Below are 18383 nucleotides of genomic sequence, written 5' to 3' on the forward strand. Positions count from 1 at the left end.
AACGTGCTCTGGGCCCTCCTGCGCGACCACAAGCTCTTCGAGACCGCTGCGGCCCGCGCAGGCGCGACAGCGATATGACCCGACCACAGTGGGTCGCTACCGCCGCTTGACAACGTCATTGGGAATCAGTGGCCACGCTGAAAACGTTCAGTTGGCTGATATAGGTGACACCGGTGTCGAGCGCTTGTGATCCAGTCACGTTTCACCGCAATGCGAGTAGTGATCCCCCGCGCCGAAAAGTCCACTTGCGGGCGGGTTGCGAACGTACGATGCTGAGGGTATGGCCGAATGGGCAGTCCGAACTTCCTTCGGTCAACTTCTCGAACAGCCACGCCCCACTGCCGGGGAGTTGGCGGCGGTGGCTGTAGATCACCACAGCGAACCACTAATCGGGCGCCCTGTGCTACAAGCATGGGTCTTCATCGTGGATCAATCCCTGCCTACGGGGGCGGGATCGTTCCCGCTCGAAGGTGAGTGAGTTCCGCTTGAACCGGCATGCAGCAGGCATGGGTAACGGCAGTGAGGTAACCGCGAAACGGCGAAGTCGAATCGGTGTCCTGAGGCGCCACGGGGAAACGACAAGCACAGGAGGAGAACCATGTCGGCGATGTTCGAACTCGCAGCAGGGGGCATTGGAGTAATGCCTGACCCTGAAGACAATCCCGATGGGCACGTCGTCCCGAATCACGACTCGGGAACGCAGATAAGCTTCGAGGTCGCTAATTCAGGGGATGTTGGCGATGTTGCTCGAGTAGGAGTCGAGGTAGACGGCGGTTTCGTGCTTGAGTGGAAGTCGAGCCCCCTCGACCCGGGTGCTTCGACTGTTGGCTATGTCACCCTGGGTCGACTGTCCCAGGGTGTACACAGCGTACTTATTTATGTAAACCCTGGGGCGGGTGTGAACGATCACCTTGAGAATCAATTCGAGGTTCAATAGATCCTGTGCGGTCAACGCCTCACCTGTAGTGACGTCAGGCGGACGTTGGGGGCTCAGCAGCAGGGCGATGGCGATCCTTTCCTCAAGCTGCTCGGCCCGGGCAGCGCAGCTGTTTTCCTGTAGCCTCGTCTTCCAAAAGGGGGCCATTCATCTCGTGTTGAGGGGGCGCGGGGCTGTAGAGGAAGGTTCGGAGTCATGGCAATCCTTGATACCAAGCGCACCTTCGTTTGCGTCGTGACCGGCCTCTTGTTGGTCGGCGGGACCGCAATCGGCACGGACGGTACGGGCGCAGCAGCTTCTCCTAAAGCCACGGCCGCCTCGGTTCTTCCGGCAGGCAGCTGCAACAGATGGCAATGGATCTTCGGCTACTACGACTTCTACCACGTGTGGCACAAGGGTCATTGGGTCTGCAAGTCGAGGCCAATCGACCCTGGGACCAACCTGAACCCCGTCCCTCCTGAGTGAATCGTTGCTTCTTATGGCTCCGGTGGGGGTCGGGGGCCCGGGAAACGCCGATCTGGCTCAGCAGCTCGGTGGAGAGGCTTTGGCAAGGATCTTTACCGAGTGCAGTGGTCGGTACGGGGCTGCTGTGGTGTGGCTGGGATGCCAGCCGCTGTAGCGCTGGGGGTGTCTGGGGATGCCCGAGGTGGTCAGTGGCCGCCTTGTCGAGGAGTTGCGTCCCGTTCACGCCGTTGGTCGTCCATCTAAAAGGACGGGCGCTGACGGGAGTCTTTGCGCTGTGCGCGTTGATCACGCCGGCCGTAGGTTCGGCGCCCCTAACTGCTGCTGCAGAGGTGCCTGGTGCGGAAAGTGCTGCGCAAAGTAGCGCCGCTGTCGGCCAGGAAACCCCTGCTGCCATCAGTGCGGGGGCACCGGCCAGGGTACGTCGTGGGTCCGGTCCGCCGACGTCGACCGCCAGGTCGAAGGCGGTGTCCATCCAGTCGCTGTCGTCGTCGATCGAACATCCGATGCACGGAACGTCCCAGGTGCCGCACCGTCATTACCAGCGGCATGCACGTTGCTAACTTGCAAGACTGGCGATCCTCACCGGTAGCTGCCGAACTCATCGAGCAAGACATGGCCCGGTCTGAAGCGCGCGGTTGCCGCGGTCTTGCTACGCCCAGCTCGGGTAGGCCTGTTTCTGTGTGTTTTTCAGTGCTGGCAATGCACCCCTCCGGACGTTGGTGGGCTTCCAGTCAGCCGATTGTCCGACAAGGGCGTTGCGAAGCACATGAGTCACGCTGCGTCACGCCACTCCCTCGGGTGGGCTGATGCCTTGGGCCTCAGCGGTGGCAGTGACCTGGGCCTGTACGTTCGCATCTGGCTCTACGCGAGCCAATGCATCCCAGATGGATGCGCCCGTTGCACCTATCAGGCAGCCGATACACGCCCCGATGTAGGCGGACACGAGTACCGCAGCGGCTCCACCCACGGCTGCTTCGTCGACTCCGGTTACGGCGCCAACGGCGACGAGAGCTCCAAGCGCCATCTCTTCGTTCCCGCCGGCGTTCTCCCAAGCCTGGTGAACCCCATCCAGAAACTCCAATACCTCGTCTGCGCTGTCCAGGCCTTGCGCGGGAGTTGGCAGACCACTTGCGTTCATGCACCCTCGAAACTCATCTGCGAATCCCATGGTTCTACCTCCTATAATTTTCGCCGTTTCTCTGAGGCATGCCCTGACGGACTGAAGACGTTTGGATACGTGCCCCGCCTTGCGGCGCTGTCTGATTCGGGTTGTGGGGAACTTTCCTCAATTTCGCGCTCCCATACGGCAGCCTTTTCAGGCTTGTGGGGTGGAAGTAGTCACTGTCACGGTGCGCCCTGATGGCACCACCTCCCCAGGGGCGGGGCTCTGTGTCACGATGACTGCTTCTGCTGGCGCTTCCTGAGGAAGCGTCAGTGACATGTTGGATGCACTCATCTTGGACTTTGCTGCGGCGACATCCATTCCCACCAAGTCAGGTACCGAGACTTGGGAGTCACCACTCATGGTGGACAAGAGGTCCTTTCGCGCGGCTTCGGCACTGCGTGATGAGAAGTAGAATGCCACCACTGCAGAGGCCAGCGTCGCGACGGCACCCAACAACAATGTCTGCCGCTCGGCATTTGCGTCGTCGAAGTGAACGACGGCGGCAAGCAAGGCAAGGCTGGTGACGAGAATGATGGCCAGTGCGCTACGAACGATGCCGTGATCGCTGCGTTTGAAGATGACGAAGGCTATCTTGGCGCCAAGGGCAACTGTGGATACAGCTATGGCGAACCAGAAAATAGCCCAAATGAACCCGCTGTCCGCCGTTGCCGTTCGGTCGGCGGAACCTGGTCTGGCCACGAGGGTGGCTAGCGAGTGAACGAAAGTCAGTTGAATGGAGGACATCGTGACCTCACCCGACCCTGCGCCTCTAGCAGCCGCACGATTCATGCGATGTCGATGCTACCGGATGTCGCTATTCCGGACAAATCGGGCTGCGGTGCGTACCGACTGTCTTGCACTTGTTAGTTGACGGTGTATCAGTCAATGCCGGACCCACCTTCGACAGCTGCGGACCGCCGAAACGATGTCCCGGGTGCCGACAAGCATGGACCTCGATGGCCTATCACGCAGTGAGACAGGCCGCTAGCTGAAGGACAGTTGGCCGGCTAGAGGCGTAGCCGGCATGGGGGCGCATTCGGACGCAGGCCTCGAGCCGGTGGAGGACAGGAGGTGGATCCGGTCGCCGTCGATGAGGGAGACGCTGGTTCCCGCTCGCACATGCCGACCCCGGGAGTGGGGAGTGAGGCCGAAGGCGCCGCAAGCTAGCCGCCGACGACCACCATCACGGGCAGCCTTGGGAGCGAGCTCCTGCAATACCGCGGGTCGGGAAGAACTGGCATAGCCACTTCAGCTTCATCCGCTCGGTCCCAGTCCGTGGGGCCCGGTGAGCACGGTAGCCGTCTCCATCGGCGCATGTGACCGCCGAGTACTGGCGTGATTCGCCAGGCGGGCTTGACTGCTGAGGGACGAGGATGGACTTGGCCCGATGCCCAGACCAGCCACGCGGCGTGGCTGGTGTATGGGCGCGGGGGTGTCGTGCCGCCTGAAGGTTGACCGACGCCAGCAGCGCGCGAGAAAGGCGGACCACAGGGGCCAAGCCTGTCGGAGGCGGCCGCTGCAGGGAGAGTGTCGCGCGTGACGTTCAGTTGGGTGGAGACGTCATGAGTCCAGGGTTGACCGTTGCGGTCAGTGACGCCGGTAGTCAGCTGCAGCATCGGGTCGGCAGATCTCGGGGATGAAAGACTGTCTCCTGCCGGGGCACACCTTGTCCGGCTGCATCCAAAGCGCCCCGGGCTTCGGGCAGGCGGGGAAGCACCTCGATCGTCTGACGAACGCCGCTTGTCCCGTGTCTCGGCGTCAGCTGACGTGCTGTGCCGTGACAGCGTCCAGGTCGCGGTCCTGTTGGCGCGGTGCGTTGAGGTCTGTCGAACGTGCCCAGGGCTCTCGGGAGCTGCACCCGGGGTCCGTGGCGACGTGTCAACGATCGACGGTATCAGTGATGTCGCGCCAATTCGGCGTCCTTGAATCCAGCAGATGATCACCTCGAACAGTGTTGTTGCGACAGCCGTCACCGTCTTCAGGGTGAGTCGTAGGTCCGTTGGGGCCCGTCTGCATGCTGGCGATGTCGTTTATCACGGCCAGCATGTGCGGCGATGGTAGGACGCCCAGTTCCTGTTGCAGGAAGCTCTTGTATTGGCGGAACCGCAGGATGGCGCAGGCAACGTTTCCCTCCGCGACATGCGTCTCGATCAGTATGCGGTGGGCTGTCTCCCGGACCGGGTCGATGGCGATGGCTGCGAGGGCTGTCTGAAGTGCGAGCGCGTACCGCTCGGCTGTCTGGAGCTGCTGGGCCAGGCTTTCCAGGGCATGCAGGCGCATCTGATCCCAGCACTCACGTTCAAGGGTCAACCACTCGTCGAACCAGCCGGGAAGCAGCTCGTCACTCAGGTCACCGACGGTCTCGTCGTAATCGTCCGGCAGGGGTGCTGCGCCGCTGACTATCTGGTGAGCACGGTTCCGCATGTGGTGAAGATCTACGTCAACTGACGGGGATGGAACCAGGCCCTGACTGGTAGAAACGACAACTGCCTGAGCATGGGCGTGCCTGCATTGGCAGAGCGCTGTTCTGAGATTCGCCCCTGCCCGGGAAGGCAGGCAATCGGGCCACAACTGCTCGGCTGCTACTCCTCGATGAATGCCGTTGCGCTGCAGCGCGAGGAAGGCGAGAAGACGCTGCGCCCCCAAGGGCAGGGCGACCGTTCTGCCGCAGCAGGTGAATCGGAAACTACCCAGAAGTTCGAGATGCATCCCTTGCGCAGACACGCTTCTACTCTGCCGCGTATCGGCACGCGTCGCATCTGTGTGCGCGCCTTTCGCCTGCTGCCGGGCACGTCAGAGTGCATCGGTCAGTCCTCTGTCGGGGTGTCCGCTTCGCGTGCGGCCGGCTCTTGCAGCGCCGGCACGACGTCCCCGATACGCCCGAACGACGCCCCGGCAACGGTGTGGCGTGGATTCGTAGACGCCGGAGGAACGGGTTTGCTCTGGACTGACCGGAAGAAGAGCGCGGTTCGCGGTGGACACCGAGGCAGCTTGGCCAGGGCAGTGGTTTCAGAAGATCCCCGTGCAGGACACGGGATCACGCGATGGTCGTGGCGTGGAGCCCGCTCTGAGGCTCGGCGTCGGGCGCAATGCGACGAGGGCAATGTGCAACAGAGGAGGCGGGTTCGATGGTGGCACTCGCAAGCGTTCAGTTCGGCTCGTCGAATGACGACGTTCGGACCGTGCAGCGCGCTCTCGTCGCTCGCGGTCACGGCATCGCGGCCGGGGTGACCGGATCCTTCGACCAACAGACCAAGGACGCATACGCCGCCGAGCAACGTGCTCAGGGCTACACGGGAAGCGATGCCGATGGCATACCCGGCTGCAAGTCGCTCACAGAGCTCGGGCGGCAGTGCGGCTTCACGGTCGACTGCACGACGGCACCGGCCGCGACGAACGGGGCGGGCAAGCTGAGTCTGAGCCAGGTGACGTTCAACGATCCAGGGGACGACTCGGGACGGACCGCGATGGAGACGTATGCCAAGAAGGCATGTGAACTGACCGGCATGGATGCACAATTCGGGGTCCCAGCGCTCGTCACCATCACGGGACGGGAGTCGTCGTACAACGACCGTCGCTGGCGGGTGAACACAACTGACATCAACGCACATGGTGCCCGTATGGCCGATGGACATCCGCAGAACTGTTCCCGGGGAGCGACCCAATGCATACCATCTACGTTCGCTACCTATCACCAGGCGGGCACCGCCACTACACCCTATGACGTGGTGGCAGATATGTGCGCGACGATTAACTATGTACGGGCCCGTTACAACGTGAGCCAGTCTGGTTCGAACTTCGCCTCACGCGTGCAACAAGCCGACCCCAACCGGCCTCCCCGTGGCTACTGAGAATCGGTCAGAAACGCCGTGCCCGCAGCCTTTCACGTCATCCTCTGCGCTCGGTTTGCTCGATTTGACGCTGTAACACCTAGCCCTCACTCTTGCAAGCAGGGGGTCGTCGCGGGGCTTGACATTCATTCACTACACGTCCCCAACGACGGAATCGCAGTGCCGAATGATCGATCAGGATTTAGTAGGCGCGAAGCCCGATGTCTGCTCTGTTCTCATCCCAGATCACACAGAACTGGAGGCCGCTCATGACCGCCACACTTCAACAACTCGGAAACACGTTCCGAAGCACGATGTACGACACGCTGTGCGGGGGCGACGGCAGCCTCCCTCCCAGCAAGTCTTCGTTCATCACCTGGTGAGGAGCCTCAGATGAACGGCGACTTTCCGAACATCGACACGCCTGAGCCCGTCGGCCCGATCTGGACCGGTGGCTTCGAGCAAACAGTGGTCAGCCAAGGCGGCGTCGACTACACGCTGCTCTACCTGCCCGACAAGCACAACGACCTCATGCAGCAGGCAGGCAAGCCCCCGGTCTACTACTGGGTCCCTAATGGAGTCCGGCTGGCGGAGAAGCCCAACAGAGACTTCAAGTTCTTCTTCCTGCACTTCGCAGGGGTCCAGACCGGCAGCACAACGGTCGGTGTCATCCCGGGGATGACACGGGAGATCACCGGTGGAGCTCTCTCGTTCACCATCACATCGGCCCCGCCCGACGGTGTCCTGCCCAAGGCACACCAGCAGATCCTGGACCAGTGGAAGGACAAGGGCGACCGCTACACCATGTACCGGTCGAGTGCCCCGACGCCCACACTGGGCGACGCGGCATTCCTACGCCCGCTGCCCATCGCGTCCAACAATGTGAGCGTGACCAACGCCAGCATGAACCCGGACGGGTCGCTGACCACCGAGGGCGGCACGGACCCGTTCTTCTGGAAGATGCAGGGGCAGGGGCCCGGCGCTACCAACCCACTGGCGGAGAACTCCTTCACCTGCATGATGGGGTCGACAGCTGCCCAAATCGTCGCCGCGGGGTTCAAGGCAAACCAGAGCCTCGTCGCCGTCGTCGAGAACGTACAGATCCCGATGTGGGCGCCTATCACCTCCCTGACCATGACCTCGGACTGGCACCGGGTCTTCGATCATCTGTCAGTGGCCGCGCAGGGCCACTACTTCTGGTCTTCCGCGGATGTGAAGGCGACCTGGAACGAAATGCGACTGTCCGGCGCCATCAAGGTGGACATCGAGATCGACAAGACACTGCCAGGCTCCGACGACCAAGAGAAGACGATCAACAAGTTCATCGAGATGCTCATCCCCATGTGGATCGAGCAGGCCAAACAGGTCATCTTCCAGCCGATGCCGACCATTCCGGACGCGCAGGTGCCGGCTGACAGCGGCGGATGCCTGGGCAGCGGGTGGGGTCTCGGCGTGGGCGTGACAATGGACTTCCGGCATGACCAGGTGGACATCGCCAACAGCTTCCAGTTCCAGTCCGACCAGCGGTACCTACAACCGAGCGCGATCGGCGGCACGCTCGACGGCCTAGCCGACCTCCTCGCCAAGGACCCCGGCCAATTGCGCAAGTACTTCGGCGAACTGTACCTCGACGACTTCGACCGTATGATCACCGTCGCCTGCAAGCCGGTGGTCAACTGGCCCGACCCGGAGAAGCAGTGGATGGGCGACCCGGTCAACTTCGTTGGAGTCGAGGTGGGATACCCCAACACCAGCGGGGCCTTGCAGTGGAGCGGCACGACGTTCTCCCCGCCACAGAAGCCGTCCGACGTGGTACCGCCGACCCCCACCGAGGGCCTGCCCACCCAGGCCACCCAGGCGCCAGGGGCCGCATCGCCGAGTGCTACACCCAGCGCGTTCCTCACCTTCGCCGACGGCAACACCTCGACGACATGGTTCGCCAGGATTACCCAGAAGTCGGCCATCGACGTCGCCAAGCCACCGGAGGGCTGGGTGCCCGACAAGATGTACGTGAAGCGCAAGATCGTCTTCGACCCACCCGCCTCGGACACCGACAGCCCCTACCTGCGCCAGCGTGTCGAGAAGAGCGAGGTGGATCTCGACGGCGACGACGGAACGCTGACCAACGACCTATCCCTGCCGGTCAAGTGCGATCATGTCGGCGTGCTGAGCGTCGGCCCGATCATGCTCGGCGGCCATCTGGCTGGCAACTGGACTGCTGACGTGGCGTTTAAGCCGCACGGCACCCGGGCGGATGGCACCTCCCGCGAAGACGACGTCGTCACCTTCTCCTTCACTGCGGAAGACCAACACACGCCGCGCTACTGGACGATCTACACAGGGCAGCCGGACTTCATTCCGACGTTCAGTTACCAGGTCACGATCAACCGCAACGCCGACATCGGGGACGCCGCACCGCCGAACGACGGCTGGGTTGGCCAGTGGGTCGACCACGCGGGTAACGGCCCGGTCACGGTGCTGCCCCCGCGCGTCACCGACCCCGGCGTCACCGTGCTCAATCCGGCCGCATGAGCGGGAAGGTGAGTGCCGTGGAGCCGACACCAGTCGTTCCCCGCGGGGAGCAGGAGCCGCCCACCGATACGCCCAAGAGGCCTGAGCTCTCCTCCACGGATGATCCACAGAGCGTGGCGGTGATGGGCGACTACTCGAGCTACAACTTCTACTGGTACGTGCCCTCGTTCGAGCTGGTAGCCCCGCAAGCGGCTGCACCGGCGGCGGGCAGCCCTTTCCGCTACTCCTACGTCGTGTCAGGACATGACGACGACGGAGACCCGGTCATCACTGCAACGATCATGATTACGGCTCGGACCGTGATGACTGAAGCCAGACGCAATCAGATCATCAATTACGACTCGGAGGTGCCCCTCGATCCGGACAAGGGCCTTCCGGTAAAATTCGAGCAAGTCCGCGCGCAGCTGGTCATCCCGTACCGGGAGGCCGCCACCGGCGCCGCCGCGTCAGGCACCGTCACCGCCGCCCCAGCGACGACTGGCCGCGACATTTACACGTTCGTCTTCACCGTCAGCGGAAACCTCGCCAGGGCTGCCTACGGCAGCCTGTCCCGTCCTGGATACCAGCAGGTGCCGCCCCGGCTGTTGATGAACTTCTCCTTCAATGCGCTCGAGTATGGAGACCACGACTACCTGGCGCAAAAATTCGCCACAGACACGCTCTACTCGTCAGTACGACTCCTGTCGGACCCGCTCCTCGCGGTCCCCGGCAACAGTGACGACCCCGGCACGGTCGACGCCTGGGACGGGGAAGGCGGCGCCGCGCCCGACGGCAGCATGGTGTATTCCCCTGTCTCGGTCACACAGAGCCAGAGCCTGGACGTCGTCATCCCCTGTGCGGACTTCGGCAACCTCTACATCGACGCTACCGACCCCGCCCATGAGAACGCGATCGGCTGCCAGGACACGATGGCCCTGGGAAAGATCCCCGACAAGCTCTACACGCCTCTCGAGGCTCTGGCCACCGACGACTACCAGGTGTTCACCGCGCTGGGCAGGCCCTCCGTCTACCTGGTGCTGCCGCGTCGCTACCGCGTCGGGCGGGCAGCCCCCGGCCACCCGGGGGTACCCGACTGGAGCCCACTCATCATGTGGATCCAGATGTTCGACGCCACCCAGGACATAGCCCTGCCGTGCCGCCTTCAGGCCAACCTCCAGCCCGACATCGGACATGCCGAGCTGACCGCCGTGAAGACCGCGCTGGCCGACCTCACGGCCCACCCCACCCTGCTGCTCCCCACGAGCTTCGCTTCCGGGGTCACGGGGTTCGGTGTCACCGGATGGAACAACCCTACCTCCAGCCCGATCAACGCCACGCGCGTCGGCGACACCATCCAGATCGGCACCGCTATGAGCTACGCCGACGCAGTGGTCTTCAACGAGCTGCTCGGCATCGCGGCCCCGGAAGGGCATCTGGTGGGCAACGCCACGTTTACTCTCAGCGACAACAGCGCCCTCGGTCCCGTCGAGTTGTACCTCGATGTCACTCGCCTCGCCGGCCCGTGGCCCGATGGCCCCGTCCTGGCCACATCCTCCGGGGCAGCGGTCACTCTGGAGAACCACGCCGAGAGCGAAGTCACTGTCACACGGCTCTTCGGCAACCTGCCGGACGGCTCCAGCCAACTCGTCGCCGACGGCCTGGACATCACTCTGCCCTCCGGCGGATCGGCCGACATCGCGGTCAACGCTCCTCCTGGCGCCCAGCTGGCGGCTAGGTACACGCTCGCCGACGCCACCCCGGCTGTCGTGGCCCAAGCGCACGTCTACGTCGAGGATCTGCACACGTCCATCATCGTTAACAACGACGCGCACATGGACAAAGCCGGCATTGCCAGCGTCGTCATCCACGCCCGGCTGGACGGAGACGACCAGCCTCACACCTTCACCATCACACCAGAGACGCAGGTATTCCACTGCGATCTCGTGCAACCGCTGGGCAGGACCTCTAAAGCGGATTCCAGCCTGCTCCATCTCCAGGCCACCGTTCACAGGGCGGGGCAGCCGGACACGGAGACTGGAGACTACCTTGCGGACCTCCACAAAGGCGTCCTGTACCAGCTCTCGGACGTGCTGGCCACGCCGTGACCCCCTACGGGGAGCGGCTGAACAGTCTACACGTCAAGAACATTGAACCCCGCCACGCCAGCCCCCTGACCAGCCACTTCAAGATGGCGGGGGTTCAGTCTGCAAGGACTTCGGCTACGCCCTGGAAAACACCTAAATGTACCCAAGCGTGTGTCAGGCGCACGAACGCAACCTCGTTGATGCCGTCATGGTCCAGATCGAGGCCGGTCACGATGGTCTCGGTCAGAGTGGGCGGTTGAGCGAGTGGGACGTCGTTCGCCAGCGCGACGGTCTCGCCTTCCGGTACGACTGTGTCGCCCTGCCTGCCTTGCCGTTCGAGCACGTCGGTCAGCAATGCTTCGATCCGACGCCGATCGAGGTGGCCCTCCAGTTTGACGTCGTCGGGAACCGGAGGCTTCCAGGTGACGTGGGTCGGGGGGGGGGGGAAGAGTGCGCGGTCAACGGTCTTGAACGGCACGTGTTCTGCGATGCCGTAGGTGCACGTCGAAGCGAAGTACGGGTTTTGCAGCAGGTCCTCGGCCGTCATCTCGACCTCCGTGGCGCCTTCGAGCAGCATCTGCACCTGGTCCGGGGAGATGTCGAAGCCGGAGAGCAGGCGCAGCACAGCCTGACGTTCTGGTGTCACCTTCTTCCAGATCCTGACCTGGAGGGCGCCGATGTGCACCTTTATCGCACTCGGCGCGTCGGATGGGTCGGCAAAGACCGGTCTGGAGGAAGTCCCACGGGTCGGTGTCGTCACCCGCTTCTACCATCACCGCTCGCGCTGCCACGTACGGCTGCTGGACGCCGATCACCTTGAGGAAGCCCGGCAGGCCGGGGACGGGGCCACGCAGCTGCCAGAATCGCTCGATCTGGGCCTGTAGCCACTCGTAGCCGGTGTCAGGCAGGTCCACACCCAGTTCCCGCATGCCATCGGCGGCCGACTGCAGCGAGGTGAGCGCCTCGATGGCAGCATCGTCGGACAGGTGCTCGGTGACGTACGAGAACTCGACAACGCGGCCCTCGGGGGCCCACGCGAGCGCCTCGTCGACGTCTATGCCCTCGTCCATCAGGGAAATGAGCTGCTGGTAAGGCAGCAAGATCCCGTCGGTCATGTCGGCGCGGAGCGAGTGCTCGACAACTACTGCTTTTCAACTGCCGTACTACCGATCTCGACGAGCGCGCCGATGACCATACAGTGCTCGTTCACGTGCTCCGCAGGAGTAGCGACAAGGACACCGAGGAACGACACGCCTCCTGGCTGGCAGAGCAGATCGGCCAGTGGGTCATCGGCCCTCGCCAGGAGTAGTCCCCGATGAGGCCGACCCTGCATGGCCGATCATGTGAGTGCCCCGCCTCAAGGACGTTGGGATGGATATGGGGCGGGGTGATCTGAGCGATGCGAAGTGGGAACGGCTGCGGCCGGTCCTGCCGGTCAGCAACGGGATCGGAGTTCGATTTCCCCCATGAGCGACGCGATCTCTCCTCCCGGCCGCCTTGCGAGCAGACAGAAGGCCCTGCTCGTCCGCTGCGGGCGTGCGGACGAGCAGGGCAGTCCGGGGCTACCAGTGGATGGTCTGGCCGTCCGGTGTGACGGTGACCGTGAACTCCTCCAGCGCCGGTGCTCCGGCCGTGTGCCAACGTCCGAGCTGCTCCTCGACCGTGTCCCAGAGGACTTCGGGACCGTCCTGCCGCACGATCCACCGGCCGGCGTCCTCGCAGAGGGCGGCCCAGGAGCCAGAAGCCACGTCGATCAGTACGTCCTCGGTGCGCCCGGCCCGTTCGATGGTGAGGCGCTGTGCATGGGGTGCAGCGAGCTGTACGACGAATCGGGTCGTCCAGTCGGCCAGAATGTCGCTGCCGAAGACGGCTTGGCGTTCCTTGCCGTCGTTGAGGTCGGGCAGGAGGCCGAGGTGTGGGGGCAGGTGGGGGCGGGCGAGCATGAAGCTGACCTGTCCGCCCAACAGCGGCCCGGACGCGCTGCCGTCGTCGTGGACGGTCAGACGTGCGAGCTCCGAGGAGTCGAGCCAGCCGCCGATGGTGGCCAGAATCAGACCGCCCGGCCGCACCTGCTCGATCCACGCGGCAGGAACCGTCCGGACGCCGCACGTGGCGATGATCCTGTCGTACGGAGCCGATGCGGCGTGGCCGAGCAGGCCGTCCCCAGTGACGGACGTGGGGAACATGTCCTGCCGGGCGAGGGCGGCCCGTGCCCGCGAGGCGACCGCCTCGTCGTACTCGATGGACGTGACGAGCTCCTCGCCCAGCCGCGCGCACAGCAGTGCGGTCGAGTAGCCGGTCCCGGTCCCGATCTCCAGCACCTTCGAACCCGGTTCGACGTGGAGTTCTTCCAGCATGCGCAGGACGAGGGAGGGCAGGGTGCTGGAGCTGGTGGGCTCCCGCATGATCTGGCCGCGGATGTCGGCGGGCAGGACGGTGCCCGCGATCTGGGTGACCAGCGACTCGTCCCGGTAGCAGGCTTCGAGCCAGCCCGTATCGGTATCCAGGACGGGGCTCCACGCGCTCGGTGACGTCCCCGCCACGTACCGGAAGAAGCCGCCGCGCAGGAACTCGTGCCGGGGCACGCTCCCGGCCGCGGACTTCCACGGCTTGGTGCGCAGGACGCCGTCAGCCGTGAGCCTGTCGAGGAGCTGCTGGTGCAGGTGGGCCGGATCGGTCACGTCGCACGCTCCAGAAGGTCTGCCAGGGCTGCGCACATCGGCAGCCTCGTTTCGGGTTCCAGGGAGGTCATCGCCCGGGAGCGGCTGATGCTGCAACTCGCCATGGCGGCGCACTGCGTTACACCGGGGTGCTTTTCGGGCAGCGCACAGCCCCGCTCGTTTGCTGCGGGCGTGCGGACGAGCGGGGCCGTCGGTGGGGGAGGCTAGAGAATTCCGGTGATCTGCTGGCCGGTGAGCGCCTGGGCGATCTGCCACCGCATGCCGCCCCGAGATCCCTTGATCAGGACCACGTCACCGGGCTGCAGCATCGAGTTCAGCATCGTCGTGGCGGTCTCGTTGTCGGCGACGATCGCGGCATCCACGCCGGCGTGGGCGGCACCGAGAGCGGTCTGCTTGGCCAGTTCCTGCCCGACCGCGATCACGAAGTCGATGCCGTGCTTGCCTGTCTCTTGGCCCAGTTCCCAGTGGGCTTTGGGCCCTTCTTCTCCGAGCTCCAGCATTTCGCCGAGAACGACGAACCGCCGGGTGCCGGGCTCCTTCTCCAGCACTGTCTCCTTTGTCTGCTCAGGCACCGAGGACCACGCCCCGCCCGGCGTAGAAGTGAGCGAAGCGTGCCCAGGGCACCGCTGCGAACTCCTGGGACTGGTCCGGCAGCCCGGACGGGTTGTGCAACATCACGCTCTCCTCGGTGACGCCGACGGCGAGCACCAGGTGCCCGCCCTGGTGCGGCGGATCGACATCGGGTGTACGGACGCTCTTGTGCACGGACACCAGCGCCAGTTGCCCGCTGCCGACGATCTTGCGCAGGCGAGTGGCGGGCAGGTCGGGAAACGACCGGGCGGCCAGCCCCCACCGGGTGGCCACATGCGCGGCGAACGGCTGATAGATCAGGCCCTTCACCGTGTCGCCTTCGCGGATGTAGGCCCCGGCCTCGCACAGCTCGCGCACGAGCGGCACGGACGGCGGAACCGGGTGCCGCCAGTAGTCCAGCGCCATGCGCAGGCACGCAACGCCGCACATGCGCGGGGCCCAGAATGCGTATTCCTGGGGGCTTTCGGCGCCGGACTTCTGCCACAGTGGGTCATCGGCTGCGTCGAGCCGGCCTGTGATGAACTCCGGGACCAGGTCCCGGGACTCCCACTGCGAGTAGTAAGGGACACGGTTTTGGGTCGGCGGGACGCTCATGCGCCCCAGTCTTGCCTACGGCAGGTAGCCAGGCTTGGTGTACGCGGTCCTGACGATGTGCTGCATCAGAGTGCCGTACGGGATGCCGCCCGCCTTCGCCATGGTGGCCAGGTTGCCGCGCTCGGACAGGCCGGGCAGCGTGTTGCACTCCAGCACGGTGGTGCGGCCGTTGACCCCCGCTATGAAGTCGACCCGGAGCACGCCGTGTGCGCCGATCATCCTGAACACGCGCTTGGCGACGTACTGCATGGACTCCGTGGTCGTGGCTGGCAAAAGGGACGGGCAGTGCTCGACGCGCAGGGCCGGGTCGTGCTTGGCCGCGTAGTCGTAGAACTCCGTCTTCGGCTCGACATCGTGGACGGGCAGGGTCACCAGCCGGCCGTCCACCTCGATCAGACCCACGGTGGCGGGGATGCCCTGCACATACTCCTCGATCATGTACTCGCCGTACTGCTCGTCATCTGTGGGCGTGATCATCGCCCGGAGAGCGACCTCGTCCCGGGCGATGCCCGCGGCGAGACTTCCCCCGCCGGACGCCGGCTTGACGAACACCGGGTAGCCGAGCGTGTGGCGCACGGCGGACAGCGTCGACTCGACGGAGATGTCACGGTCGACGGGGACCCAGGCCGGGGTGTCTATCCGCGCCTGGGTGAACAGGTACTTGAGCGTGGGCTTGTGCATGCCCAGCGCGGACGCCAGCACCCCGGAGCCGGTGTAGGGCAGCCGGGCGACTTCCAGCGCCCCCTGTACCTTGCCGTCCTCCCCGTAGAGCCCGTGCAGGCCGAGCAGAGCCACGTCGATACGCCCCGGCAGCGCGGTCAGCGGCGTGTCCCCGAGGTCGATCAGCTCGGTGGTGATGCCTGCGGCAGCAAGCGCCTTGGACGCGTGCTCGCCCGAGGCGATCGAACCCTGCCGTTCGGGGGAGTTGCCCCCGCACAGGACACCGATCCGTAAGCCTGCGATGTCCGGCACCGTCGTAGTGGTCACGCGATTCTCCTTCGAACGTGAGATGACTGCGGTTGCTGAACGGATGCCGCATCAGCGCGGCGTCCCTATACCGGCGTCCCGAGCGTCATCGGCGTATCTGCGCTCGGGACACCGGGGTCTTGATGCCGGTCTCGACGGGGTCGAGGACAGTGCACTGGGAGAGGGAGGCGACCAACTGGTTGCCGACCACCCATCTGATGGACCAGCTGCTGGTGAGGAACACGTCGGCTTTCCCTGCGTAGAGCCCGAAGGGGCCGTGGTGGTAGCGGTGTCCGTAGACGGCGTCCACGATGACCTCGGCGACCCGTACCGCCACCGCCCCGCGGCGCCGCAGATGCGGGCACAGGCGAGCAGCGACCGGCAGGCACGGCCGGCATACCGGCGGATGTGTCGTCATCTCGCCGTCCGGCCAGGTCGGGCCGCTGTCGCGTTCGTCTTCCAGCAGCCACAGCCAGCCCTGTTCGTCGCGGTCCGCGGGGCCCGCGCATACCTGGCATAAGCGTCTGTGCATGGCGTGCCGTTGCCGGGGGCCGTGCACCTCGCTCCACAGCGGCTCGCCCGCACCGGGGTGGCGTCGCCAGCACTGCCACAGCACATCGTCGTCCGCGTCACGGCCTTCTGCCGGACCGGGGTAGGCGATGCCGTGGAGCGTGGCCACGGGGACCGGCTGCGTCACCTTTTCCCTGCTCCATGGGGTGATGTACGGGACGAGGCGGTCCTTGTGCGTGAAGAGTTCGGTCATGGCTCTCTCTGGAGTGGCGGGCGGGGTGATGGAAGGCGCCGGCCGTGCGTGACGGGGGGTGGCATACGCACGGCCGGCGCCGCTCTGGGCGGCTTGCAGGCCGGACACGATCACGGGTCTGCCGGTCCGGGGCGAGACCGTGGGCAGATCAGGTGATGGTGCACAGGGTTTCTGCGAGGAGTTCCTCGTGCGGAGCCGGTCCGGGCCGGAACTGGTCGAGGAAGTCCCGCAGCGGCAGGGGCGGTACGAGGCGGTCGCCGCGGCACGGGCGCAGCCAGTACGGGCCCGGGGGCTCGGTCTGTGTCATGGGCGGCAGGGCGAGCTGGTGGGGTCTGCCCAGGCACAGGCCGTACCGGTGGGGGCCCCAGGTGTCGCTGGTGCCCGGGGGTACGAGCCAGATGAGCCATTGCCGTGTGGGGTCTTCGATGACCGGGCCGCAGGCGTCGAACTGCCCTTCGCCGGTGTGCTGGACCTGGTCGAGGAGGTCCATCACGGCGTAGCCCTCGGGGCAGGAGGCGGTGACGACGATGTCGAAGAAGCGGCCGCCCAACGGTAACTGGAGCACCCGGTTCTGCTGGAGATCCATCAGATTCCGCACCCGTGTAGCCAGATCGCTCATGTCCGTGGCGACGTCGTCCGCGGCGACGGTGTGGGGGAGCGTCGAGAAGTCCACGGGTGCTGCCGGCGAGCGTCCTGTCGGGGTCGTTGGACGTTGGGGGAGTGGTGTGCGCAGCCTGGCACCGCTTCGGTCGTCGACGGGACGATCCTGGTGTGTGAGCAGTTCGGACATGGCTCTCTCTGTTGTCGTGTAGCGCATGGCAGTCAGGCCGCCTCTCGTAGACAGCGCAGCCCCACCAGCCGCTCGAGCAGTTCGTTGACGGTCCGGGCTGTACGGCGTGCGCGTTCGACGGCTTGCCGGTGATCGCTGGGCGTCTCCTGGGGGCGCAGTGCACGGGCCGGGTGACAGGACGAGGCCGTACTCTCGTCGGCCTGTTCGGCGCTGGTGGCGACGGCGATGTCTGCCAGGTGGATCAGGCGGCGGCGGAGAAGTTCGAGCTCCTCCAGCGGGCCCTCGGGCGTAAAGCTGTCGGGGATGGTGCCGATGCCGTCCGGCAGTGCGTCGTCGTGGAATACCTGGCGGTTTTCAGCGTGAGGAGCGTCTGCTGCGGCCTGTCGGGGTCCATGGGCGGTTGCTGCCGCTGTACGGGGCGCGTCCGGCGGGGCGGGGCCGCTGTCATTGGCCCTCCGGTTTGAGGGCGAAGCAACACCAGGCGCAGGCGCCGTCCGCGGTGAAGCCCCATGCGCCGCCCAGCTCTGCCACCAGGACATCGACCAGAAGTAGACCGCGTCCGCTTTCCGCGCCGACGTCCGGGTGCTGTACTGCGGGGAGTGGGGCAGGGGAGTGGTCGTCGACCTCGAAGCGGATCTCGGCGGACGGGCTGCACCATCCGCGCACGCTGATGAGGTCGTGTTGCCCGTGCAGTACGGCGTTCGTGCACAGCTCGGATACGAGGATCTGGACCGTGTCGGCCAGCGGGTCTGGTACTTGGCAGTGGCGGCTCCAGGCCCGCGCGACTTGCCGCGCGGTGTGCACGCTTGATGGTTTCGCCGGGATCGCCAAGTCGAAGCTGGCCGTCGGTTCCCCGACGAGATGGGGAACGGCCGCTAAGAGGACAGTTGATCCGGTGTCTCTGGGGGACATGGGAAGTACTCCCTGATCACGTGTGAACACTCTCTGCGAGCGGTGAGCGATAGGGTTTACCTGCGGCACGTGTCTTCGCCATGACTTCGAAGGT

General features: G+C 65.1%; 15 protein-coding genes. 4 read left to right on the forward strand and 11 right to left on the reverse strand.

Going from position 1 to position 18383, the window contains the following annotated elements; all coding sequences use genetic code 11:
• Positions 1 to 724 precede the first annotated feature (724 nt).
• Positions 725 to 1084, reverse strand: a complete 360-nt coding sequence (locus FNH09_RS22325; protein WP_152890737.1) for a hypothetical protein — start codon at positions 1082 to 1084, stop codon at positions 725 to 727.
• 48 nt (positions 1085 to 1132) lie between these two features.
• Between FNH09_RS22325 and FNH09_RS22330 the strand changes: the two genes are divergently transcribed.
• Positions 1133 to 1402: a hypothetical protein gene (locus tag FNH09_RS22330; protein ID WP_152890739.1), complete on the forward strand. Its 270-nt coding sequence runs from the start codon at positions 1133 to 1135 to the stop codon at positions 1400 to 1402.
• Between the two features lie 1315 nt (positions 1403 to 2717).
• Here FNH09_RS22330 and FNH09_RS22335 read toward each other — a convergent pair.
• Complete coding sequence (locus tag FNH09_RS22335; protein WP_162468933.1) at positions 2718 to 3311, reverse strand: PASTA domain-containing protein; 594 nt, start codon at positions 3309 to 3311, stop codon at positions 2718 to 2720.
• 1134 nt (positions 3312 to 4445) lie between these two features.
• On the reverse strand, positions 4446 to 5291 hold the full coding sequence (locus tag FNH09_RS49865) for a BTAD domain-containing putative transcriptional regulator (RefSeq protein ID WP_152890743.1): 846 nt from the start codon (positions 5289 to 5291) through the stop codon (positions 4446 to 4448).
• Between the two features lie 404 nt (positions 5292 to 5695).
• On the opposite strand from FNH09_RS49865, the gene FNH09_RS22345 reads away from it, so the two are divergent.
• The 3 genes from FNH09_RS22345 to FNH09_RS22355 all read left to right on the forward strand — a co-directional run bounded on the left by FNH09_RS22345 (position 5696) and on the right by FNH09_RS22355 (position 11013).
• On the forward strand, positions 5696 to 6418 hold the full coding sequence (locus tag FNH09_RS22345) for a peptidoglycan-binding protein (protein WP_152890745.1): 723 nt from the start codon (positions 5696 to 5698) through the stop codon (positions 6416 to 6418).
• A gap of 372 nt (positions 6419 to 6790) precedes the next feature.
• Positions 6791 to 8929 carry a hypothetical protein gene (locus tag FNH09_RS22350; RefSeq protein WP_152890747.1) on the forward strand — a complete coding sequence of 713 codons (2139 nt, stop codon included), beginning with the start codon at positions 6791 to 6793 and terminating at the stop codon, positions 8927 to 8929.
• Positions 8930 to 9051: 122 nt separating this feature from the next.
• Positions 9052 to 11013, forward strand: coding sequence for a hypothetical protein (locus FNH09_RS22355; protein ID WP_152890749.1), 1962 nt, complete (start codon positions 9052 to 9054; stop codon positions 11011 to 11013).
• A 94-nt stretch (positions 11014 to 11107) separates the two neighbouring features.
• Here FNH09_RS22355 and FNH09_RS47730 read toward each other — a convergent pair whose 3' ends face one another.
• The 8 genes from FNH09_RS47730 to FNH09_RS47145 all read right to left on the reverse strand — a co-directional run bounded on the left by FNH09_RS47730 (position 11108) and on the right by FNH09_RS47145 (position 18289).
• Complete coding sequence (locus FNH09_RS47730; RefSeq protein ID WP_202919725.1) at positions 11108 to 11752, reverse strand: hypothetical protein; 645 nt, start codon at positions 11750 to 11752, stop codon at positions 11108 to 11110.
• A gap of 802 nt (positions 11753 to 12554) precedes the next feature.
• Positions 12555 to 13673, reverse strand: a complete 1119-nt coding sequence (gene tgmC, locus FNH09_RS22365; protein WP_162468934.1) for an ATP-grasp peptide maturase system methyltransferase — start codon at positions 13671 to 13673, stop codon at positions 12555 to 12557.
• Positions 13674 to 13876: 203 nt separating this feature from the next.
• Positions 13877 to 14221 carry a glutamate ligase domain-containing protein gene (locus tag FNH09_RS22370; RefSeq protein WP_338017650.1) on the reverse strand — a complete coding sequence of 115 codons (345 nt, stop codon included), beginning with the start codon at positions 14219 to 14221 and terminating at the stop codon, positions 13877 to 13879.
• A 16-nt stretch (positions 14222 to 14237) separates the two neighbouring features.
• Entirely contained in the window at positions 14238 to 14858 is a 621-nt protein-coding gene (locus tag FNH09_RS22375) for a C39 family peptidase (protein ID WP_152890753.1), read from the reverse strand.
• A gap of 15 nt (positions 14859 to 14873) precedes the next feature.
• Entirely contained in the window at positions 14874 to 15845 is a 972-nt protein-coding gene (locus tag FNH09_RS22380) for a D-alanine--D-alanine ligase family protein (protein ID WP_338017651.1), read from the reverse strand.
• An 85-nt stretch (positions 15846 to 15930) separates the two neighbouring features.
• On the reverse strand, positions 15931 to 16587 hold the full coding sequence (locus FNH09_RS22385; protein WP_152890755.1) for a hypothetical protein: 657 nt from the start codon (positions 16585 to 16587) through the stop codon (positions 15931 to 15933).
• A 148-nt stretch (positions 16588 to 16735) separates the two neighbouring features.
• The gene (locus FNH09_RS22390) at positions 16736 to 17260 is read right to left on the reverse strand and encodes a hypothetical protein (protein WP_338017652.1); all 525 of its coding nucleotides are present in this window, start codon (positions 17258 to 17260) and stop codon (positions 16736 to 16738) included.
• Positions 17261 to 17821: 561 nt separating this feature from the next.
• A complete protein-coding gene (locus FNH09_RS47145; protein ID WP_162468935.1) occupies positions 17822 to 18289 on the reverse strand; it encodes an ATP-binding protein in 468 nt (155 codons plus the stop codon).
• Between the last annotated feature and the right edge of the window lie 94 nt (positions 18290 to 18383).

The sequence above is a fragment of the Streptomyces adustus genome (genome assembly GCF_009377175.1).
GTDB lineage: Bacteria > Actinomycetota > Actinomycetes > Streptomycetales > Streptomycetaceae > Streptomyces > Streptomyces adustus.